Consider the following 22091-nt stretch of genomic DNA (forward strand, 5'->3'; position numbering starts at 1 on the left):
TTAGAATTACCGATACTTTTAATAGGTAATATTGACCTTTCTCATAATGACGGCTTTTAAATCTGTAACCGGTTTCTGAAACCGGTTACATTGTAAGAAAGTTTAAGTTATAGTGTCGGGAGTTTTATTGGGCTGAGAATGAATTTCTAATTTTGTGATAGGGGTCATCAATGAGTAAGTCTGTTTTTCCTAATGATTTTTTGTGGGGTGGTGCGGTAGCAGCACATCAAGTGGAAGGCGGTTGGAATCAAGGTGGTAAAGGTGTGAGCATTGTTGATGTGCTGACTCGCGGTGCGCACGAAGTACCACGTCGGATCACTGACGGGGTTATGGAGGGCGAATTTTACCCGAACCATCAAGCGGTCGATTTTTATCATCACTACAAAGAAGATATTGCGCTGTTTGCTGAGATGGGTTTTAAGTGTTTCCGCACGTCTATTGCGTGGACACGGATTTTCCCGAATGGCGATGAAGCACAGCCCAATGAAGCAGGTTTACAGTTTTATGATGATCTGTTTGATGAGCTACTGAAACATAACATCGAACCTGTCATTACGTTGTCACATTTTGAAATGCCGCTGCATTTGGTGAAGCAGTATGGCAGTTGGCTCAACCGCGATTTGATTGATCACTTCACCAAATTTGCGCAAGTCGTGATGACCCGTTACCAGCATAAGGTGAAATACTGGATCACCTTTAATGAAATCAATAACCAACGTAACTGGAAGCTACCGATCTTTGGTTATTGCAACTCAGGTATGCTTTACGCTGGGCAAGACCACCCAGAGCAAGCCATGTACCAAGTGCTACATCACCAATTTATTGCCAGCGCATTAGTGGTGAAACTGGGGCACGAGATCAATCCGGATTTTAAAATTGGCAGCATGATCCATATGATGCCGCTGTATCCTGCCACTTCACGTCCGGAAGATGTTTTGCTGGCACAAGAGTTGATGCGTGAGAAATATCTGTTCAGTGATGTACAGGTTCGTGGCTATTACCCCAGTTATCTGCGCAAAGAGTGGCAACGCAAAGGCATCGAGATTGAGATGCAAGCTGGTGATGAGCAGATCCTGCGCCAAGGCTGCGCCGATTATCTCGCCATCAGTTACTACATGACTAATATTGTCTCTGCAGCGCCAGAACAAGAGGGCGAAACCACCTCTTTGTTTGAAACCAGCCGCTTAAACCCGTATCTTCCTGCGTCCGATTGGGGATGGCAGATTGATCCACAAGGTTTACGTTATGCGCTTTCTGAGCTGTATGAGCGTTACCAAAAACCGATTTTTGTGGTAGAAAATGGCCTCGGCGCGCTAGACACCGTCGAAGCGGATGGTTCAATCAACGATGATTACCGAATTCGCTACCTCTCTGAGCATATTGCGGCAGTCAAACAAGCGATCGACTATGACGGTGTTGAAGTGATGGGTTACACCCCTTGGGGCTGTATCGATTGTGTATCGTTCACCACTGGCGAGTACAAAAAACGCTACGGCTTTATCTACGTGGATAAACACGATGATGGCAGTGGCACCATGGCGCGCGCTAAGAAAAAGAGCTTCTACTGGTATCAACAAGTGATAGCCAGTAACGGAGAAAAGCTTTAAATCGTGTCGGCGGCCTTTGGGTCGCCGCTTAATTTTTGCTGATGCAGGTTTGAAGGATTGTTGATGGTAACCATAAACGACGTGTGTAAATTGGCGGGTGTCTCCAAAGCCACGGTATCACGAGTGCTGAATGAGACAGGTCAAGTCAAAGCACAAACGCGTGAAGCGGTACTTGCCGCCATGCAGCAGCTCGGTTATCAGCCCAACAGTTTGGCACAGGCACTTGCAACTAATACTACCAATTCGATTGGCTTGGTGCTGCCGCATTTTGAGAGCAGCTATTTTGGTTCCATCTTGTTTGAAGCCGAACAAGGCGCGCAGAAAGCAGGAAAAAAACTGCTGGTCGTGAACAGCAAAAACAGTGAGCAAGGTGAAAAAGAAGCGGTTGCCACATTAGCGGCGCAGCGTTGTGATGCGACCTTGCTGTACAGTCGTCATTTGAGTGAAGTGCAATTACTTGAATTACAGCAGCAATATCCGTCGCCCTTAGTGATCCTCAATCGCCGTTTACATCATCCGCAATTACACAGCTTTGGTCTCGATCAAACGCAAATTGCTCAGTTAGCGATGCTGCATTTGTTGAATTTAGGGCATCGTCATATCGTCTGCATTACATCGCCGTTGGTGAGCGAGACGGGAAAAATTCGTTATCATGTCTATCAACAAGCGTTACATGAGCAAGGGATTGAGTTGAACTTGTCCTTTGTCATCGAAGGGGATAACACACTGCTTGGTGGTTATCAGGCAATGCAACAACTGCTGCAACAAGGCATTTCCATGACGGCGGTTTTTGCCTGTAACGATGATATGGCGCTCGGTGCAATGCGCGCCATGCATGAACATGGCATTAATGTACCCAAGCAAGTTTCCTTAATCGGGATTGATAATGAACCCGCAGCGGCTTTTGCTATCCCGAGTTTATCGAGCGTGAGTTTGCCGATCGGCGAGTTAACTCAGCAAGCAATGAGTTTGGCTGTCGAGATTGCTAATAAAAAACCACAAGATGCACAGCATCGACTCTATCAAGGGAGTTTGATCGCCCGTGAATCCACCATAGCGCTCAAACTATGAGTAAAACAGCAACGTGTCAGTAAAATTGCGGGGACAAAGCGCGATTTTACGCTTCATCTTGGCTATCCTGCTCCCCGATATTAATAAGTGAAGAAGCGGCATGCTTCTTACCGAATAACAGAAAAAGAGAACACCATGACGATACATCGTATTAAACCAGGCACTCGTTGGTCTGACATCACCGTGTTTAACGGCATTGCCCATTTTGTTGAAGTCGCCGATAGCGACACGTCGGCCGATATGCAAGGCCAAGTTGAGCAGGTTCTCGCGCAAGCAGGGCGTCAATTGGCGAAGGTTGGCAGCGATCGTTCGCGTATTTTATCGGTGACGATTTATATCACCGACTTTGCGGAGCTCCCAGTGCTTAACCAAGTTTGGGATGCTTGGTTCCCTGAAGGTTGCGCACCAAGCCGTGCTTGCGTGAAAGCGGAGTTGGCTGACCCAGATTATAAAGTCGAAATGGCTTTTGTTGCCGCCGCTGGCGAGCAGTACCAATAAGGAATTTTTGATGTTTATTAGCAATATGGCGCAGCGCCAGTTTTGCGCTGCACTGTCACCTAAATTGCAACAGCTAATTGATGAAGTATTACAGCGTGTAGCAACACCGCTACCGACGGGTAAGCATGAGTTGCAAGGTGATTCTGCGTTTTTCCTGGTGATGGATGATCACACTCAACCGCTCGCTCTGCGCCGTAGCGAGTGTCATGCGCGTTATTTGGATGTGCAAATTTTACTGCAAGGGCGTGAGCGTTTTGGTTATAGCCTAGCGCCGTTCAAGGGATTGGATGAAGATTTGCTAGCCACGCGCGATGTGGCATTCAGTGCGCAATTAGCCGAAGAACGGTTTGTCGATTTGGAAGCGGGTGATTTCATTGTGTTCTATCCCGGTCAACCGCATCGTCCACTGATTGCAGTAGAAGGCGAAGGTGAGCCGGTACGTAAAGTGGTGATCAAGGTCGATAAAGCGTTATTTGAATAAACATAGTTGCCACAGAAAGGCATTGATAAAAAAACGCCCATTTTCAATGGGCGTTTTGCTTTTCTATTTACTTTGCAATCAGTAGCGTGGTCAATATCACTTGATAAAACGTTCTGGGAAATCTGAAAAAATCGCATCGACTTTGTCCAGATAACGGAATTTGTCCACTTGATTGAGGGTGTAACACCAAATCTGATAACCACCATTTTTCAAATCACGGATGTGTTTTTCCGTGATCCAGCGGTAGTTGAGGTTGCAGCTAAACGCATTCACTTCTTTGAGCACTTGGCGATCACGCTGAGTTAAACGTTCACTCAAAATCCCCAATTTGTAGCCTGGGCAGTGTTGGTACAGTTGCAAAATAATGTCGTGGCTAAAACTCGACAGTAAGATTTTGTCAGCTACCAATGGGCTTTGATCTAGTTGTTCTTTTAAGTTTTGTACGACACTCGCCACATCATGCTTATCGACTTTAACTTCGATATTCAGTCCTAAATCGTGCTCTGCTGCAAGCTCAAGCAACTCTTCCAGAGTCATGATCGGCTCGCCCGTAAAACGGGGATCAAACCAAGCACCGAAATCAAGCTGTTTCAGCTCGGCGAGTGTGTACTCATCAATGCGACCTTTGCCATTACTGCAACGGTCAATCGTATGGTCGTGACACACAACCAATACATTGTCTTTGGTCGGTTGTACGTCAACTTCAACCCAAGATAAGCCAAGGTTGATAGCCGCTTGTACACTGACACGGGTATTTTCTGGATACGTTCCAGCCACCCCACGGTGGCCGACGATGATTGAAGGCATCATGCTTCCTTAGTGAGAACCACACTCAAATCACGATTCAATAAGTTCGACGTGGTGCAAAAGAGACAACTGCTGAAAGGCGGGCGTGATCTGGTCAACAAATAGCCTATGCATTTCAGACAGTTCACCACTGACCACGGGAGCATAACGCTCTAATTTGCTTTTGTCTGCAACTAACCAACACTGTTCGCTATGTTCTATGATCGCGCGGGTTAAATTGGCTTCTTCTGGCGTAAAATCAAGCAATTGACCATGAGGATTGAGCCCGCCAACACCAAAAATCCCGACCTTGATATTAAAGCTGCGGTAAAAGCGGGTTGTCGCTTCGCCAACGGTATCTTCATCGGAATGGCGAACTAGTCCGCCAGCGAGGTGCAAATTGATGTTGGGGTTGCGGCTTAAGGTCAGTGCGGCATTGATATTATTGGTCACGACCGTCAAACCGGGATGATCGAGCAGCGCTTGCGCCACCTGTTTCGGGGTCGTGCCGATGCCGAGAAAAATACTGCATCCTTCCGGCAGAGCTTGCGCCACTTTCTGTGCGATGCGCTGCTTTGCGGTCAGGTTGATCAAATCGCGATTACTGAACGATAAATTGTCATTCGGACTGGGCAGGGAAATGCCGCCATGCACGCGGCGTACCATACCTTTATCGCTCAAATCATTCATGTCTTTGCGAATGGTTTGTACCGACACCTCAAAGCGTTCCGAAAGTAGGGCACTCGAAAGCACCCCGTGAGTTTGTTGCAAGTATTCCAAGATTTGCTTTTGGCGGGTGGATAATAAAGTCACAAGCTTCCTTACTGTTAACGAATTTTATTGCTGACGAGTGCTAGCGACTTTGCTGCTCTGTGTACAAGAACGGTGTGACTGGACAAAGCGTTTACCTTGTTGATCAAAAAGATGCAGCTGCTCAAGCGCAACCCAGATCGGCAGGGTTTGATGGACATCGAGCGGAATTTCTGCAGTGACCGCGATGAAATCCTGCTCGCTTTCTAAACCGATAATTTTGCCATGCACCAGCTGGTTCGGACCTAGTGGCTCAACGACCTGAATATCCAGTTTTAACTCAATCGCATTGGCTAGCGGGTGGAGCGAGGCGTGTTCAGGGCGAATACCTAGCGTGATGTTTTCGGCACTCATGGCGTCAAACTGCGGCAAGTAACAGTGCTTGCCTGCGATGTGCAGTTGTCCTTGCTTGATGGATGCATGGAGAAAGTTCATTGCAGGGCTGCCGATAAAACTCGCCACAAAGGTACTGGCCGGTTGATGGTAAACTTCGGCGGGAGTGCCGACTTGCTCAATTTCGCCCTGTTTGACGACTACAATGCGATCGGCAAGTGTCATCGCTTCCACCTGATCATGGGTTACATACACGCTCGTTACGCCAAGCTCACGCTGCAGTTTTTTGATTTCTAAACGCATATGCGCACGCAAAGCTGCATCCAAGTTCGAGAGCGGCTCATCAAACAAAAACAGCTGCGGATCGCGCACAATTGCACGCCCCATCGCCACACGCTGGCGTTGTCCGCCCGAAAGCTTGGCCGGTTTTCGGTCTAAGTACTCTTCAATCTTGAGGGTTTTCGCGACCTTAGCAATTTTCGCCGCGATAGTTTGTTTATCCACACCACGGTTTTTAAGGCCGTAGGCGAGGTTGTCGTAGACACTCATATGCGGATAGAGCGCGTAGTTTTGGAACACCATAGCGATGTCGCGATTGGCCGGTTTTTCGTTATCGACGCGGCGTCCCGCAAGATGAATTTCGCCAGAAGTAATGCTCTCTAAGCCTGCGATAGAGCGCAGAATGGACGATTTTCCGCAGCCTGATGGGCCGACTAACACGATAAATTCGCCTTGATGAATCGACAGATCCACTCCCTTAACCGCTTGATGGCCGTTATCGTAAGTTTTGACTAACTGTTTGATGTCTAACATAACAGGCTCCGCGTGTTTGGCGCTGCGTAGCAGATGAATATTGGAGTTCTGGTTATTTTTCACTTTCGACTAATCCTTTTACAAACCAACGTTGGAAAATCACCACCACCAAAACGGGTGGGAGCATGGCGAGGATCACCATGGCAAATGCGTAGTCATAACGCGGCAAACTGGTTTCATTGATGTTATTGAGAATCTGCTTTATGCCCATGACGATCGTGTTGTACTGCTCATCGGTAGTCATCATGATTGGCCACAGGTATTGGTTCCAACCCACCACAAACATGATGATGAAAATTGCGGCCATCATGGTTTTCGAGAGGGGAAACAAAATATCGATAAAAAAGCGTACTGGCCCAGCGTTATCAAGTTGAGCGGCTTCCAAGAGTTCATCCGGTATGGTTTTGAAAAACTGGCGGAAGAAGAAGGTCGCGGTGGCTGAGGCAATCAGTGGCAGCACTAAGCCGGTGTAGCTGTTGAGCATGCCCAGATTGGACACCACTTCGTACGAGGGAATAATCCGCACTTCAAGCGGCAGCAGTAGGGTAATGAAAATCAGCCAAAACCACGCGCTGGCATAAGGCAAACGGAAATAGACCAAGGCATAGGCCGCCATCATCGAAATCACGATTTTGCCAATCGCAAAACCCAAGCCCATGATCATCGAATTCATAATCATGCTTTGTGCAGTGACATTACCCGCAAAGCCAAGGCTTTTATTCCATGCTTCGCTATAAACTGCGCTGAGGTTATCGCCCAAGGTCCATTGCAAACCTTCAGAAACAATATCGTTAGGTTGATGAGTAGAACTGGCGAAAATCAGCCACAGTGGCACCAGCATAAACAGTGCGCCAATAATCAGGATCACATGATCCGAGAGTCGATTACTTTTCATCATGACTCCTTAGTAATGAACACGTTTTTCAACGAAACGGAACTGTAACCACGTCAGCGCCAGCACCAATACGAGAAGCACGACCGATTGCGCCGAACTGCCGCCAAGGTCAGCTCCGACAAAACCATCGCGATACACCTTGTATACCAGCGAGGTGGTGCTGCCACCGGGGCCGCCGTTGGTCATGGTGTCAATCACCCCGAAGGTGTCGAAAAAGGCGTAAGTGAGGTTGATCACCAGCAGGAAAAATCCAGTCGGGGCAAGCAGCGGAAAGGTGATGCTCCAAAAACGTTTGCTGTCGCTTTGGCAATCGAGCAGCGCCGCTTCGCGAACGGCGTAGGAAATCGACTGCAAACCGGCCAGAAAATAGAGGAAGTTGACCGAAACTTGCTTCCAGACAGAAACCAGAATGAGGGCAATCGAAGCATCGAACGGATCGGTTTGAAAACTAAACTGCCACCCAATGCGCTGAAACAGATCAGTCAGTACACCAATGTGCGGATTAAACAGAAAGCCGCCGATAATGCCTGCTACGGCAGGAGCCACGGCATACACCCACGTCAAAGTAACGCGATACGCACTTTGCCCATGAATGATGTTGTCGGCTTTTACCGCTAAAAGCAGCGCAAGCGCCAGAGAGAGGAAAGAAACGATCACCGAAAACAGTAGGGTAAACCCCAGTGAATTCAGATATTCCGCCGAGCTAAACAGCTCTTGATAGTTTTCAAACCAGACAAACGTGGAGGAAAGCCCCCAAGGATCTTCCAACATAAAAGAGAGATAAATCGCTTGAGCGGCGGGATAAATAAAGAACACCGCGATGATCACTATCTGCGGCGCAAGCAGCAAATAGGGCAGCGGAGTGTGAGCGAAATGTTGTCGACGTTGCACAGATAAACTCAAAATTGACGTAAGAGAAGATAAGCCGCCATCTTTCGAATGGCGGCCATTGAGGCTATTGCACCGTACGTGCGAAGCGATCCAGTAGCTTGGCGCTTTCGTTTTCCACTTTGTTCAAGCTGCTCTCTACCGTTGAGCGGCCAGCAAAAATGTTATCGAATTCGCGGTGCATCACTTCACGCACTTGTGGGTAGTAACCGAGGCGATAGCCTTTGGTCCACTCGCCATCCGGCAGGCTAAGCTGTTTCACGCCCACTTCTGCATCGGGGTTTTCTTGGTAGTAGCCCGATTGTTTCGTGAGTTCGTATGCCGCATTCGTCACTGGGACGTAACCAGTGGTTTTGTGCCAGTACATTTGCGTTTCAGGCTTGGTCAAATAAGCGAAGAATGCCGCTACACCTTTGTCTTGCGCTTTACTGTGGCCTTGCAGAGCAAACAGGGCTGCACCACCAATAAAGGTGTGAGTCGGATTTTTGGTGACCGATTCCCAGTAAGGCAAGTAGGTGGTACCGAGATTGAATTTTACGCGGTTACGCAAGCCGCCGAATGAGCCAGAAGAGCCCATCCACATCGCCACTTCACCACGTTCGAATGGGGTTTGGTTGGCATCCCAATCACTGCCGTAATATTTGTAATAACCTTTATCCGACCACTCTTTGAGTTTTTTCACATGCATCAGCATATCGTCAGAGTTAAACATGATCTTGGTTGAGAGATCTTGGTAACCATTCTGCTTATCGGAAAGTGGCAGATTGTGGCGAGATTTGAAGTTCTCGAACATGATCCATGGCGTTAACGATTGGGCAAATCCCGCTTGGCCTTTTTCAGCTAGCTTAGCGGCCACTTGCTCTAGCTGCTCGTAAGTTTGTGGGGCTTTCGCGTTAACAGAAGCCAGCATATCTTTGTTGTAATACAGCACAGGCGTTGAGCTGTTGAATGGCATGCCGACCATTTTGCCTTTGTTGTCCGCATAAAAGTTACGCACGCCAGCAATGTAATCTTGTGAAGTAAAGGGGTAGCCGGATTCGATCATCAGATCTTGCACCGGTTTTGCCACGCCTTTTCCGCTCATAATCGTTGCAGCACCCGCATCAAACACTTGCAGAATATTTGGGGCTTGGCCTGCACGAAAGGCAGCGATGCCTGCGGTAAGTGTTTCTGTGTACGAACCTTTGTAAACAGGAGTGAGCTTATAATCGCTTTGCGACGCATTAAACTCATTGGCGAGGTGATTGACGGTTTCGCCCAGTTGACCACCCATGGCATGCCACCAAGTGATTTCCGTGGCCGCGAGGGTCGAAGTTGAAAATACGCCAGAAACCGTTGCGGTTAGTAAGCCTGATAACCATACCTTATTCATTGATTCATTCCTTGTAAGTTTCGAACGAGACTGTTGGTGTTTCGTTGGAAGGTATAGTGGCGAGCAAAAGTTACAGAGCGGTGGCTAGTTAATGACAAAAAAATGAAAGATCTATCAAGGATTTATGTCAAGGTGCAACGCGATGCATTTGTTTGGACGCTTCATGATGAATACCAATTACCATTTTTTGTACACGAACAGGGATTTATGTCGCCAAAGAGCAGAAACGATGAATGAATCCGGTTGATAATGAGAGTGTTTCTCAATAGAATCCTACTCATTCCGAAAAAGGCAAATCACACTCTATGAAAAGATGTCTCTCACTCCTTTGCGTATCGGCACTTTTGCCAGCGCATGCTACTTCGCTCGATCAAGCGCAAGCGATTCAAAACAGCACCAACCAAGCTTCTGCACAAAGCCAACAGAAAATTGATCGCAGTGCAGAAAAGACTCTGGTATTACGCGCGGAAATTGAGCAACTGAATGAAGAAGTCAAAAACCTTCAGATCTATCGTAATCATTTACAGTCTCTGGTCGCGAACCAAGAGCAAGAGATGAGCAGTCTTGAGCAGCAAACGGAAGAGATTAAACGTACTCGTCAAGGGATTGTGCCACTGATGTACGACATGATTGAGGGATTAGAGGAGTGGGTAGCGCAGGATAAGCCGATCCGTCTCGCAGCCCGTCAAGAACGCATTGAAAAGCTCAAAGAACTGATGCCGCGTGCTGATGTCAGCGATGCTGAAAAATATCGCCGTATTCTTGAGGCGTACCAAATTGAACTGGATTACGGTAACAAGCTGGGTACTTACCAAGCGAAAATTGCCTTGTCTTCCGCACAGCAGGTAGAAGCTGAAGTGCTTTATTTAGGTCGTTTAGTGCTGCTGGCTCGTAGCCTTGATGGTGAACAATTCTGGAATTGGGATGCGAAACAGCAGTCATGGCAAGCACTTTCGGATGCGAACAAAAGTGATCTCAATGCTGCTTACCAACTGGCACAACAGCAAATTGCACCGATACTCTTGAACTTGCCTGTTTCTTTGACCGCTGCGGAGGCTAAATAATGAAGTTTAAACACTCCGCCTTGGCGTTGGCATTAACCCTTCCTCTAGCTCTCGGTTTTAGCTCTGCTTACGCGGCAGATGATTTAGTGCAAAAAGCCAATCAAGATAAAGCGCAGCAACAGCAGCATAACCAGCAGCGTGAATCCGGTTTTGTGCAAACCGAACAAGAGCTTCAAGCTGCGAAAGCCGCTTTGCTCACTGAACGCAATCGCCTGCAAAAAGAGGCAGATCAGCTCTCTACTCAGTTCAGTGACAACGAAAATACGCTCGCGCGCCTTGAAGAAACGTTGCGACTGGAAACGGGCAGCTTAGGCGAGATGTTTGGTGTGGTACGCCAAAATGCCAAAGAGCTGCAAAATGAACTGGATCAATCAGTGACTGGCGTTGAGCCTCGTGCTTATCAAAGTAGCATTGATGAAGTCGTTGCGGCGAAAACCTTGCCTTCGATGGCTCAACTGCGTGGCTTGTGGCAAGCCATGAATGAAGAAATTCAAGCCAGTGCACAAGTTGAGCCGACGGAAATTGCTTGGTTAAACGGGCAGGGCGAAACGCAAACGGAACCTGCATTGCGTTTAGGCTCATTCGGATTGGTTACTAAAAAAGGCTATGTAAAGTGGGATAACCAACGTCAACAAGCGGTGAGTTATCAACAACTGCCGTCAGATTTCCCAACCTTAAGTCGAATTCAATCACTCACCTCAGGTGACGTTGTCACCATGAAGGTTGATCCATCACGCGGTTTATTGCTAGAACAACTAGCTTTAACTCCAACATTAAGTCAGCGCCTACAAGCCGGTGGCGTGATTGGTAACGTGATTCTCGTGTTACTGGGTGTGGGGCTGATTATCGCTCTATACCGTGGCGCGATATTGGCCACTCTGCGTCAAAAGATTAAGGCTCAGCTCAAAAATCCTGATCAGCCGGGGAATAACCCACTGGGTCGCATTTTGGCGGTTTACAACAAAGAGCAGCAACGCAGTGTGGAAGCACTTGAACTCCGTTTGTTGGAAGCCGTGGTGGATGAGCAAAACCACCTTGAAACGGGTTTATCCATGCTGAAATTATTGGCTGCGTTAGCACCAATGCTCGGCCTGCTCGGTACAGTGACCGGGATGATTGAAACCTTCCAAGTGATCACTCAGTTTGGTAACGGTGACCCGAAAGTCATGGCGGGCGGCATTTCGATGGCCTTGGTGACAACCGTTGAAGGTTTGATTGCGGCGATTCCGCTCTTACTGGCGCACAATATTCTCAGCGCACAAGCAGAAGCGATTCGCAATATTCTGGAGAAACAAGGGATTGGACTGGTTGCTCAACAAGCGGAGCTTGACTGCTCCGCTCAATCGGTTCAACCACTTGTTAAACAAACCGCGTAAGGGCGAATGATGAATTCAGCATTCTCTTTCCTACTGGAATACTGGCAGCAGCTTGAGCAGTTTATGGCTCAAGGCGGGGCGGTACTTTGGTGGTTAGCGGCTGTCGTATTGCTGTGCTGGTTACTGGTGATTGAGCGCGTATTGTTTCTGACGCTGGCGTTTCCAAAGCAACGTCAGCATTGGATTACCTCGTGGTTACAACGTAGCGATCAACAGAGTTGGTTTGCCCGTTCCATTCGCGAGCAATGGCTTGGCGAAGCGCACATTGCATTACATCAGAATCTTAATCTGATTAAGGTTCTGGTGGCCATTTGTCCTATGCTCGGACTACTTGGTACGGTAACAGGGATGATTTCGGTGTTCGATGTAATGGCGACTCAAGGCAGTAGCGATCCCAAGTTGATGGCCTCAGGCATTTCACTCGCCACCTTACCCACTATGGCAGGCATGGTGGCCGCATTAGCCGGACTTTTTGTTCACGCACGTTTAAGCAAAACCTGTCGTGGACTTGAAATGAAATTAGAACAAGCGTTAAGGAGCCAATCATGAGGCTAGGGCGCAGACCTTCCAAGCAAGATGAAGCGCAGATCGATCTAACGTCGATGCTGGATATCGTCTTTATCATGTTAATTTTCTTTATTGTGACGAGCTCGTTTGTGCGCGAATCGGGTGTCGAAGTCAATCGTCCCACCGCAGCGCATGCGGTGAGCCAAAAACAAGCTGGGATTTTTGTTGCGATTACCGCGGCCAATGACATCTACATTGATAAACGTCAGGTCGATGTGGAACGAGTGCAAGCGACTCTAGAACATCTTTTGCTAGATCAGCCGGATGCCTCACTGGTGATTCAAGCCGATGAACATGCGTTTAACGGCACGGTAGTGAAAGTGATGGATGCAGCAAAAGGTGCGGGTGTGAAAAACATTGCGCTTGCAGCGGAGAAACCCTGATGGGTCGCTTGATCTTAGCCAGCCCAATTGCTCTCGCTGTTACGTTGGCACTGTTTAGCCTGATGGCTTGGATGGTGGATAACGGCGGGAAAAGCATTCCTAAGCCAACTGCGGCACTAAATTTTACGATGGTGATGGCAGAGCAGGAACAAGATGTACAACGCAGGCAGCGTAGTGTGCCGGAACAGCCACAAGTACCGCAAGTGCCAACTCAAGCGCCTGCGAGATCTGAGCAAACTGCCGCGATGGATGTGTCATCACTCAATCCGCTGGTGGATTTAAACCTTAGCACCGCGATTGAAGGTGTGGCAGTGAATGCCCCACAATTTGGTGAATTTTCGGTGAATCAGCAAGTGATGCCTTTGCATCGAGTCGAGCCTAACTATCCAGCCAAAGCCTTGCAACGTGGGGTTGAAGGGTATGTTACGCTGCGTTTTAACATTGATGAACTGGGCAAAACTCGCGACATTGAAGTGGTGGATGCCAACCCCAAACGTTATTTTGAACGTGAAGCGATGCTGGCTTTGCGTAACTGGAAATACCAACCGAAAATTGTGGATGGTAAAGCCGTGCTTCAAACCGGGCTGACGGTTCGACTGGAGTTTAAGTTACAAAAATGAAACGACGAATCTTAAGTTATCTTCTTCTGTCCTGTTTATCTGTTGTGAGTCATGCCGCAGAGTTAAGCCCGTTTACGGCCAGTAAAGTCGTCAAGGCGAACCAGTTGGCACAAGAAAACAAGGTGAAAGAGGCAATTCAGGTTCTCAAGCAAACAGAACTGAGCAGAAGTTATGACCGTGCTTATGTTGCCCGTATGCTTGGGGTGTTCTACTGGCAGAATGAGCAAATCCCCGCGGCGATTTCATCACTGAAATTGGCGGTGGAAAGTAATGAGCTGCAAGATGAACAAGCTTGGTCAACTCGGAAAATGTTGGCTGATCTACTGACCAGCCAACAAGAGTATCGTCCGGCGCTGAAGCATTACTATGTGCTGTCAGAATCTATTCCAGCAAATCAAAAAGGCGATGAGCTTTGGCTGAGAATTTCTCAACTGCATTTTCAGTTGCAAGAGTGGAAATCTGTCCTGAAAGGGATTAAGCAGTATGCACAGTACCAATCGCAAGATGCAGTATTGCCACTTTCACTACAGTTGGGCGCTGAACTTAATTTGGATCAGTGGAAACCTGCGATCGCCACTTTGAAACGTTTATTAGTACTGGAGCCGCAAAAGAGTGCTTGGTGGCGTCAACTGGTGAGCCTAGAGCTGCGTGTAGGGTTGAAGAAAGAGGCACTCAGCACTTTAGCCCTCGCCAAAATGCAAAGGGTCGAACTCAACCAGCAAGATTTACGATTGCTGGCTCAGCTCTACGCGCAAAATGGGGTACCAGAGCGTGCAGCTCAAGTCATGGAAACCTTGGAAGAGGCGGAAAGCAATCTACAACTCATTACCGAACGCGCCATTTATTGGCAGCGCGCTAAAGAGTGGGATCATGCCATTAAAACCTGGCGTTTGGCTGCCACGAAAGACGCGAAATATCACTGGTATGTGGCGCAACTCTTATTGCAAGAAGGGGACTATGAGCAAGCGTTAGCCGAACTTGATCAAGTCAAAGAGCGCGATAGACAAGCGCAAGTTGCGCTAGCTAAAACGCGCGCCCTCTACAAATTGAATCAGATTGATGCCGCTTTACTACAAGCGAAACGAGCGGAAAGTATTCAAGCCTCGGAAAGTGCCAAACAGTGGATTAAATACTTATCTCAACTACGGCAGTCACCTTCGACGCAAAACTCTTAACGGATTTGTTAAAGGCGCCCTAAGCAATGTAATACGCTGTTTAGTCAATAAGGGAAATTAATGAACTGTTTCGCATCATTAATCAATCACCCTTTCATCCATATGTTTCCCTAATGAAAATGACTCTGCATCTTCATTAGGGACATGACCATGCTGATACGACTGACACTCACTGCCGCAGCAATACTCCTTTCACAGCAAACATCGGCGAATGATAGCCCGCTCGCTTTCATTCCAATTACTTTCGCAAATGACTACCAACACGGTATCAATATTTATGATTACTGGAAAAGTGAAAAACTGGATGGTATTCGTGCGATATGGACCGGAAAACAGCTTGTCACACGCAACGGAAATCCGATAGCGGCACCTTCCTGGTTTATCGAGCCACTGCCACCTTATCCGCTAGAGGGGGAATTGTGGGCCGGAAGAGGAAACTTTACTCTTGTGCAGCAGACGGTGTTGGATATGCAACCTTCAGAATCAGCTTGGCGGAATATTGATTTTATGCTGTTTGATATGCCAGATGCTGCGGGTGATTACAGTAAGCGTTACTACAATCTCGTCTACTTAGTCAATCAGTTAGATAAAAAGCACATCAAATTTGTTGAGCACACTCCGATAAAATCTGAACAGGAACTACTGAGTTATCTGGACAATATCAGTGGAAAATCGGGGAAGGGGTAATGCTGCGCAAAATCGATGCTCGTTACCAAGCGGGTCGTAGTAACGATCTCCTCAAGCTTAAAAAACATCAAGATGCTGAAGCCACGGTGATTGGTTATCGCTTAGGCTCAGGAAAGTATAAAGGGAAGATGGGATCGATTTTAGTACGCACTCCAGATGGAATTGAATTCTACATTGGCAGTGGTTTTAGCGATGCTGAACGTGCAGATCCGCCTGAAATTGGCAGTTTAGTCACCTACCGCTACAACGGATTAACGACAGAAGGCAAACCACGATTTGCTCGCTATGTTCGAGAGAAAGCAAGTTACTGATTTGCACCAACAACAATGCCGCAACGCTTGAAAAGTTGTTGCCAATAAAATGAGCAGTAAGATTTTCTGATGCACTTTGATTTCCTAATAAAAAGGCCAGCGTATGGCTGGCCTTCATGTTTCATCTGTGACTATTTGGTTGCAAGGTGCAACTGTTTGTCATCACTCTGCTTTTGAATCCATAGCAAACGTTGCCCTAACATTAACGCCGCCGCAGAAAGCCCGATAATAAAGCCAAGCCAGAAACCTTTGGCTCCCATTGGCTGCTCTGTTAACCAGTTAGTCATACCTAAAATGTAGCCAGTAGGTAAACCGAGTACCCAGTAAGAGATAAAGGTTCGATGAAAAATCGCCGTCATATCTTTGTAACCACGCAACGCCCCAGCTGCAACCACTTGTACGGCATCCATACATTGATAGATCGCTGCCAGCAACAGCAATTGCATTGCCAGAGCTACCACAATTTGGTTCTCGGTATAGAGCAGTGCGATTTGTTCGCGGAACAGTACCGTCAGCAAAGCGGTGATACAAGCAGTCGCTAGACCCGTCATCAAGCCAACATTTGCGGCAATAGCTGCGCCTTTGGTGTCTTGTTCACCTAATTTGTGTCCGACTCGAATGGAAACCGCCGCACCAATACTCATTGGAAACATAAACACCAACGAGGAAAAGTTAAGCGCCACTTGATGAGCCGCCACCACGGTTGAACCCAAAGGTGCAACCATCAGTGCCACTACAGCAAAGAGAGTGACTTCAAAGAACAGTGCGGCGGCAACAGGGAAACCCAAGCGGAATAGACGGAACAACTCTTTGGGCTGTGGCTTATGGAACGTGGCAAAAACTTTGACATGAGCGAGGCGCTTAGACGTTGTGATATAGAACATCAGCAGAAACAGCATAATCCAATAAACAATTGCCGTTGCAACGCCACAGCCTACACCGCCAAGTTGCGGCGCTCCAAATTTGCCGTAGACAAAAATCCAGTTCAGTGGAATGTTGAGCAAAAGTCCCATAAATCCAATCACCATGGCAGGTTTCGTTAGCGACATGCCATCAGTAAAGCTTCGTAACGCTTGAAACAGCAAGTAAGCGGGAACAGCAAACATCACAGCATGCATATATCCGACAGTCTTGGTTGCCATCGCTTGTTCAACATCCATAAATTGAATGATGAATTGTGTTTGAAAGAGAACGGCAATAATCGGGATAGAAACTAATAGTGCTAGGGTCAAGCCTTGATGGACTTCAAACGGGATTTTATGTTGACGGCCAGCACCATTGAGCTGCGCAACGACAGGCACAAGTGCCATCAATAAACCTACGCCAAATAAAATGGAAGGAAGCCAGATACTAGCAGCGATAGATACCGCGGCCATATCAATCGCACTGACGCCACCGGCCATTATTGTATCGACAAAGCCCATACCAGTTTGTGCAACGGAAGCAATCAATACTGGCGTCGCAAGTTTAATTAAATTTGATGCTTCGATTTTGTAACGATGCACAGAATTCTCCAAAGGGGGGACAAAAAGAGGAGCCATAAAAAATTAAGCAATACTCAACTCATGGCACTGGACGGAATGATAATGAAATGTCGCAATAAGCTCCATGAAAAACTGATATAAATCACAAATTGTCAGGTTGAAGCTCAATGTATGAAACGGAAGCCGGCGTAACTGGTTAATTTGATCTGATGGATGTGAAAAAAGCGCCGTAGTTGGCGCTCTTATGCAGAGATAACGCTAAACACAAACAGGGTTAGAAAATCTGTTCGTCATCAGCATCAATATACAATTCAATGGTGTCGTGTAACTCATCGACCGTCATATTGAGGTGGATCGCGTGACAGCAAGCGGGGCAGTCATCGTAAAACTCCTGACTTCCATTCGAAGCATCTAAAGTCAAACGAATACCGTGACCGCAATGCGGGCAGATAACGGACTTTTCTGTGAAGTTTCTCATATCTCTTTCCTTACGTCCTTGGAGATACAGTAATACTAATCAGGGAAGTTTCTTAAAGAATAAAATTAAGTCTAAAGTTTGAAGGAAAACATAAAACCAACAATTAACCACCAGAGCAGATATATTTATAAAAATCAACAATTAGTTGCGATTCATTCAATAGCACAATATCTTTTCGATCAATTTCTGCGCTTCATCTAAGTAATGTCCACCGAATTGATTGTAATGATTGAGCACATGGTAAAGGTTATAGATGTCTTTACGTTCCTCATATCCCCAATCTAATGGCCAAATGCTTTCATAACCTTGGAAAAATTCAGGCTGAAAACCACCAAACCATTCTGCAAGCGCAATATCACATTCACGATCCCCCAATAACAGGCAGGATCAAAGCACAGTGGTCCATGTACCGAATTTGCTACATTACCAAACCAGAGATCGCCATGTAGCAAAGAAGGGCGAGGCGTATGATTGGCTAAACGAGATTTTATGAGATCAACAAATTCATCAATATTAATCAGATGAATACCTTTTTCTTGCAGCAATTGTAACTGCCAGCCGATTCGCTGCTCAGCAAAAAATAGTGACCACTTTTTATGCCAAGGATTGGGTTGAACCGTAGCGCCAATGTAGTTATCGATGTCGAAGCCAAATTCTTTCTGGTCTCCCCAACGATGTAAATTGGCAAGTTGCACACCAAACTCAAAACTTCTTTCGGCGTCATCCAATGGCTTGATGGCAAGATAGTTGAGAACCAGATAAGCGTGCGTTTTGCTTGTTCCATGCACAAGGTATTGCGGTACTTGTACCGTGTTGGATTCGCGCATGACACGCAAGTTTTCTACTTCGGCTTCAAATTTACTCAAAAACTCGCGTTGGTTGGTTTTGACAAAATAGCGATCCACGCCATCGCTGACCATAAAGCATTCATTAATGTCACCTCCATGCACTTTTTCTTTTTCCACCATGTGAAAACTTTTGTCCATCTGTGCGGACAATTGTTGAATAATTGCTGGCCACATAACTCAAGCTCTCGGTTTTTTAATTTGGTTACAGGCTAGTGTATGTCAAGCTAGCCAATATGAAAGTTTATGAGTGCACATAAATCTATCTTGAGTAAATATTGCAGTCAGAGAAACAACTAAGTGTGATTTAACTCATAAAATCATTGAGTTCACTTTCGTACTATTTGTCACGATGTGCGCCATGAGATCACGGTGTAAACAATTTTTCGAATAATGAGATAAAACTCCTCTCAGTCAGTCAGTTTTAGCTCATAATTAAGCTGGATTGAGCGAATTAACCGTACTCTTGGTGGAAAGTGCAGCAACTAGCACCTGCCATCTGTGAAAATAGTTATTCATGTCTTAGTATTAAAGAAAGATAGAAACCAACTGGCGAACAGCAGCAGTAAAGCGGAGAACGAATGTGGTTGTAGAAACCGATGGATATCTGGCCCTGATCGAACATCTTTCATTCAATATGGATGTTTTTACTCAGGAAGGGGATACGGGAACGGAAAGTGTTGAGGATGTCATCACAGATATGGTGGCAAGCAACATTATGGCTATTTTTGAACAAAACCCTGAGCTTCATTCTAGTGTTCGCTTCCAACTTCTAAAAGAAACAGACTCTGTAGTCGATGATCTTGCCGAAGTCCTTGCCGGCGTTTGGCATCGACCCGCGACTAATGAGCAGATTGCCTTTTTGGATGAATACATAGCCTTAGTGAAAAACTTGTTTGATTCGGCAGTCGCGAAATACGACTAACCAGACAGGCCTTAATTGGATACCATAGGCGGATTCTCAATCCGCCTAAATTGCCAGAATTTTGCAGCCCAATAAGGGTTGTCAATTCGCGAAATGATCACGCCCTTCGAAGTCGAAGCGTGCATAAACTGCTTATTTCCCAAATAAACCCCCACATGAATGTTAGTGCGTGAAGTTTTGAAAAAGACTAAGTCGCCATACTGCGCTTGTTCATATTTGATCAACTGCCCCGTTTGAGCTTGCGATTCCGTTGTCCGTGGCAAGCTGAGTTGCCATGCATCCCGATAGGCAATTTGCACAAATGCAGAGCAATCAATCCCACTTTTGTTATTGCCTCCGAATTGATATGGCACGCCGCGCCATTCTGTGAAGACACTCGAAAAACTAGGAAAAGAGCGATCACTCAAATCAGGTGTTAGCGAGGATGAATCTGGTTCAGAAGGCGGTGTAGAACTACATCCTACGAGGAATAGGAGGAAAAAGAGGGAAAACGTTTGCTTGACCGCCAACATGAGTCACCTTACTGACAAAAAAGTGAAATAAAACTGAAACAAGCACTACCTACCATGACGTCGACTCTCAATCCTAAGACGTATTTTCATGGCTTTGACAAAAAATCTTTCTCTCACACAAGCGCTTGGTACTGTGTTTCTGTGCATCACCATACTGATGATTAGTTTATCTGTCACCAGTTTACGTGGCATAGAGCGGGTTGGCGCGCAATTTACTCAGCTATCTGAGCAAGCTTTACCCTTTGCGCTTAATAATGCTGCGCTCACGCAAAACTACCTTGAGCAGGTGAAATACCTCGGCTATGGAACGCGCAGTAAAACAGAGACCGAATTAACTCAAGTATTGAATGAATGGCAAAAACTTGATGTACAAGCTCGAACGGAGATAACGCTACTAGAGCAAAGTATCACTCAGCTTTCTGGTGTGGCAGAAAGTGAGCAGATTGCACCATTGAAGAAGAACATTGAACACTTCAATCAATTAGCTCAATCAATTTTACATCTGCAGCAACTGCAATTGAGCAAATCAACACAGATTAATGAACAAGCGAAGCAATTTCGTTATGGGCTAAGTTCGATAGGGCCAGAAATGAGCCGCATCGCTTCTTTCCTCGCAAGCGACAATCCAGAGGCGGTCGATGCCGCTAACCGTTTTACGGCCAGTGCCAGTGCGATGGAAAGCACTTTTCTATTGTTGCTTATTGAAGAAGAGATGCCCGCGGCGCAGAAATATCGCCAAGAATTAAAAAATCGTGTTGCTGGGCTGGAGTTAGCATTTGATGATTTCAAAGAGTGGTATCCAGAAATCAAAGACTACGCCAGTTTAACTGCACCCTATGATATGGTTTTGTCTGGTTTTAAAGCACAAGCCATCATCGATCAAATCCTCAATAAACTTGAAGATGCTCAACAACAAAACACTGACTTTTCCGCAGTGGCTATCGTAGCTCAAGATTTAGTGGCACAGCTCAATCAGTGGTCTGCGTTTGCTCAGCAGCATATTCAACAAGGCAAACAAGAGGTGAGTGATACCATTTCTGCGGTGACAATAACTCAGCAAGTGAGTGGTGCGATCTTAGTGTTGGCGATTTTAATCGTGTGGTTCAGTTTGCGCCGTTGGATTGGGCGTTCTCTTAGCAATATCACTCGACACCTTAACCAACTGACGGAGCATAAGCTGAATCATTCCCTCGCTTTAGTCGGGCCGCAGGATTTTCAAAATGTGGCGGCGCAGTTAAACCAAGTGATTACGTCTACCCATGAATCGATTGCTTTGGTAACGCGCAATTGTGAAACACTTTATCAAACAGCAGAGCTGAGTTATGGCTCGGCAGAGCAGTCCAACCGAAGTTTGTCAGCACAGAACCAAGCCTTGCTTGCAATGGCGGCGACGATTAACCAGTTAGAAGCCTCGATCCGTGAGATTGCAGGAGTGAGTAATGACTCTTTCTCTGATTCTGTGCAAGCGGCTGAGCATTCTGCGCAAGGTGTTCAGGTCATTGAGCAAAATCAACACCGGCTACAAGCGCTAGAAAACACCTTGAGTGCGAATGATATGGCCATGTCTGAGCTTAATCAGCGCGTCACCAGTATTCGCGAAATGGTGGACATGATCAGCGGGATTGCCGATAGCACGAATTTACTCGCACTGAATGCGGCCATTGAGGCCGCACGTGCCGGAGAACAGGGGCGTGGCTTTGCTGTGGTCGCCGATGAAGTACGCAAATTAGCCAGCGATACCAGTAAACAGACGGCCAATATCCGCGACATGATGAACGAGTTAGTAAACGCGGCAACGAAATCGCGCCAAGCGGTGGATGAATCACGCAAGGAAATGGTATCTGCTCTGCAATCCAGTGAAGAGGTGAAAAGCACGTTTATGCAGATCGAAAGCGCGGTCTCACACATTCGTACTCGAGTCGCGCAAATCACTGATGCCACCGAAGAACAGAAGCGCGCTACGGCGGATGTGAGTCAAGCTGTGGCAGAAATTTCCGAACAGGGGCAAGAAACCAAGCGCCAGTTGGATGCTATGTTGGAAAGCGCTGAGCAAGTTGCCAGCATCGCAGGACATCAACAGACCATGCTGCACAAATACCAGTTGGATTGA

At 46.8% G+C, this 22091-nt stretch carries 21 protein-coding genes and 2 pseudogenes; 13 read left to right on the forward strand and 10 right to left on the reverse strand.

Features of this window, described 5'->3' with window-relative positions; all coding sequences use genetic code 11:
• The first annotated feature begins 170 nt into the window (after positions 1-170).
• From EPB59_RS05470 to EPB59_RS05485, 4 genes are all read left to right on the forward strand, one after another.
• Positions 171-1607 carry a 6-phospho-beta-glucosidase gene (locus EPB59_RS05470; RefSeq protein ID WP_154171776.1) on the forward strand — a complete coding sequence of 479 codons (1437 nt, stop codon included), beginning with the start codon at positions 171-173 and terminating at the stop codon, positions 1605-1607.
• Between the two features lie 63 nt (positions 1608-1670).
• The gene (locus EPB59_RS05475; RefSeq protein ID WP_154171777.1) at positions 1671-2678 is read left to right on the forward strand and encodes a LacI family DNA-binding transcriptional regulator; all 1008 of its coding nucleotides are present in this window, start codon (positions 1671-1673) and stop codon (positions 2676-2678) included.
• 135 nt (positions 2679-2813) lie between these two features.
• Positions 2814-3176, forward strand: coding sequence for a RidA family protein (locus EPB59_RS05480; protein ID WP_154171778.1), 363 nt, complete (start codon positions 2814-2816; stop codon positions 3174-3176).
• Between the two features lie 10 nt (positions 3177-3186).
• On the forward strand, positions 3187-3657 hold the full coding sequence (locus EPB59_RS05485; protein WP_154171779.1) for a YhcH/YjgK/YiaL family protein: 471 nt from the start codon (positions 3187-3189) through the stop codon (positions 3655-3657).
• Positions 3658-3753: 96 nt separating this feature from the next.
• Here the strand turns inward: EPB59_RS05485 and EPB59_RS05490 are convergent, their stop codons facing one another.
• From EPB59_RS05490 to EPB59_RS05515, 6 genes are all read right to left on the reverse strand, one after another.
• Positions 3754-4464, reverse strand: coding sequence for a glycerophosphoryl diester phosphodiesterase (locus EPB59_RS05490; RefSeq protein ID WP_055050817.1), 711 nt, complete (start codon positions 4462-4464; stop codon positions 3754-3756).
• Positions 4465-4494: 30 nt separating this feature from the next.
• The gene (locus EPB59_RS05495) at positions 4495-5256 is read right to left on the reverse strand and encodes a DeoR/GlpR family DNA-binding transcription regulator (protein WP_154171780.1); all 762 of its coding nucleotides are present in this window, start codon (positions 5254-5256) and stop codon (positions 4495-4497) included.
• A 24-nt stretch (positions 5257-5280) separates the two neighbouring features.
• Entirely contained in the window at positions 5281-6462 is a 1182-nt protein-coding gene (locus tag EPB59_RS05500) for a sn-glycerol-3-phosphate import ATP-binding protein UgpC (RefSeq protein ID WP_154171781.1), read from the reverse strand.
• The gene (gene ugpE, locus EPB59_RS05505; RefSeq protein ID WP_000841549.1) at positions 6452-7294 is read right to left on the reverse strand and encodes a sn-glycerol-3-phosphate ABC transporter permease UgpE; all 843 of its coding nucleotides are present in this window, start codon (positions 7292-7294) and stop codon (positions 6452-6454) included. The genes EPB59_RS05500 and ugpE overlap by 11 nt, the downstream gene beginning before the upstream one ends.
• A 9-nt stretch (positions 7295-7303) precedes the next feature.
• Positions 7304-8185: an ABC transporter permease subunit gene (locus EPB59_RS05510; RefSeq protein WP_055050816.1), complete on the reverse strand. Its 882-nt coding sequence runs from the start codon at positions 8183-8185 to the stop codon at positions 7304-7306.
• Between the two features lie 64 nt (positions 8186-8249).
• Complete coding sequence (locus EPB59_RS05515) at positions 8250-9554, reverse strand: extracellular solute-binding protein (RefSeq protein WP_055050815.1); 1305 nt, start codon at positions 9552-9554, stop codon at positions 8250-8252.
• 305 nt (positions 9555-9859) lie between these two features.
• On the opposite strand from EPB59_RS05515, the gene EPB59_RS05520 reads away from it, so the two are divergent.
• From EPB59_RS05520 to EPB59_RS05550, 7 genes and pseudogenes are all read left to right on the forward strand, one after another.
• The gene (locus EPB59_RS05520) at positions 9860-10618 is read left to right on the forward strand and encodes a DUF3450 domain-containing protein (protein ID WP_154171782.1); all 759 of its coding nucleotides are present in this window, start codon (positions 9860-9862) and stop codon (positions 10616-10618) included.
• Positions 10618-11994, forward strand: coding sequence for a MotA/TolQ/ExbB proton channel family protein (locus EPB59_RS05525; protein ID WP_154171783.1), 1377 nt, complete (start codon positions 10618-10620; stop codon positions 11992-11994). Before EPB59_RS05520 ends, EPB59_RS05525 begins: the two co-directional genes overlap by 1 nt.
• Before the next feature lie 9 nt (positions 11995-12003).
• Positions 12004-12543: a MotA/TolQ/ExbB proton channel family protein gene (locus EPB59_RS05530; protein WP_195707094.1), complete on the forward strand. Its 540-nt coding sequence runs from the start codon at positions 12004-12006 to the stop codon at positions 12541-12543.
• Entirely contained in the window at positions 12540-12944 is a 405-nt protein-coding gene (locus EPB59_RS05535) for an ExbD/TolR family protein (RefSeq protein WP_001236421.1), read from the forward strand. The genes EPB59_RS05530 and EPB59_RS05535 overlap by 4 nt, the downstream gene beginning before the upstream one ends.
• A complete protein-coding gene (locus EPB59_RS05540) occupies positions 12944-13564 on the forward strand; it encodes an energy transducer TonB (RefSeq protein ID WP_055034107.1) in 621 nt (206 codons plus the stop codon). The genes EPB59_RS05535 and EPB59_RS05540 overlap by 1 nt, the downstream gene beginning before the upstream one ends.
• On the forward strand, positions 13561-14739 hold the full coding sequence (locus EPB59_RS05545) for a tetratricopeptide repeat protein (RefSeq protein WP_154171785.1): 1179 nt from the start codon (positions 13561-13563) through the stop codon (positions 14737-14739). Before EPB59_RS05540 ends, EPB59_RS05545 begins: the two co-directional genes overlap by 4 nt.
• 150 nt (positions 14740-14889) lie before the next feature.
• Positions 14890-15737, forward strand: a pseudogene (locus EPB59_RS05550) (DNA ligase).
• A 131-nt stretch (positions 15738-15868) separates the two neighbouring features.
• On the opposite strand, the gene vcmA reads toward EPB59_RS05550, so the two are convergent.
• From vcmA to EPB59_RS05565, 3 genes and pseudogenes are all read right to left on the reverse strand, one after another.
• Complete coding sequence (gene vcmA, locus EPB59_RS05555) at positions 15869-17242, reverse strand: sodium-coupled multidrug efflux MATE transporter VcmA (protein ID WP_154171786.1); 1374 nt, start codon at positions 17240-17242, stop codon at positions 15869-15871.
• 253 nt (positions 17243-17495) lie between these two features.
• Positions 17496-17699, reverse strand: a complete 204-nt coding sequence (locus EPB59_RS05560; protein ID WP_001243588.1) for a CPXCG motif-containing cysteine-rich protein — start codon at positions 17697-17699, stop codon at positions 17496-17498.
• A 156-nt stretch (positions 17700-17855) separates the two neighbouring features.
• Positions 17856-18721, reverse strand: a pseudogene (locus EPB59_RS05565) (fructosamine kinase family protein).
• A 406-nt stretch (positions 18722-19127) separates the two neighbouring features.
• Here EPB59_RS05565 and EPB59_RS05570 point away from each other — a divergent pair.
• Complete coding sequence (locus EPB59_RS05570) at positions 19128-19469, forward strand: DUF3802 family protein (RefSeq protein WP_000259893.1); 342 nt, start codon at positions 19128-19130, stop codon at positions 19467-19469.
• 11 nt (positions 19470-19480) lie between these two features.
• Here the strand turns inward: EPB59_RS05570 and EPB59_RS05575 are convergent, their stop codons facing one another.
• Positions 19481-19981, reverse strand: a complete 501-nt coding sequence (locus tag EPB59_RS05575; RefSeq protein ID WP_055050807.1) for a C40 family peptidase — start codon at positions 19979-19981, stop codon at positions 19481-19483.
• Positions 19982-20069: 88 nt separating this feature from the next.
• Between EPB59_RS05575 and EPB59_RS05580 the strand changes: the two genes are divergently transcribed.
• Positions 20070-22091 carry a methyl-accepting chemotaxis protein gene (locus tag EPB59_RS05580; RefSeq protein WP_154171787.1) on the forward strand — a complete coding sequence of 674 codons (2022 nt, stop codon included), beginning with the start codon at positions 20070-20072 and terminating at the stop codon, positions 22089-22091.

It is taken from the genome of Vibrio metoecus (assembly GCF_009665255.1).
GTDB classification, from domain to species: Bacteria; Pseudomonadota; Gammaproteobacteria; order Enterobacterales; family Vibrionaceae; genus Vibrio; species Vibrio metoecus_B.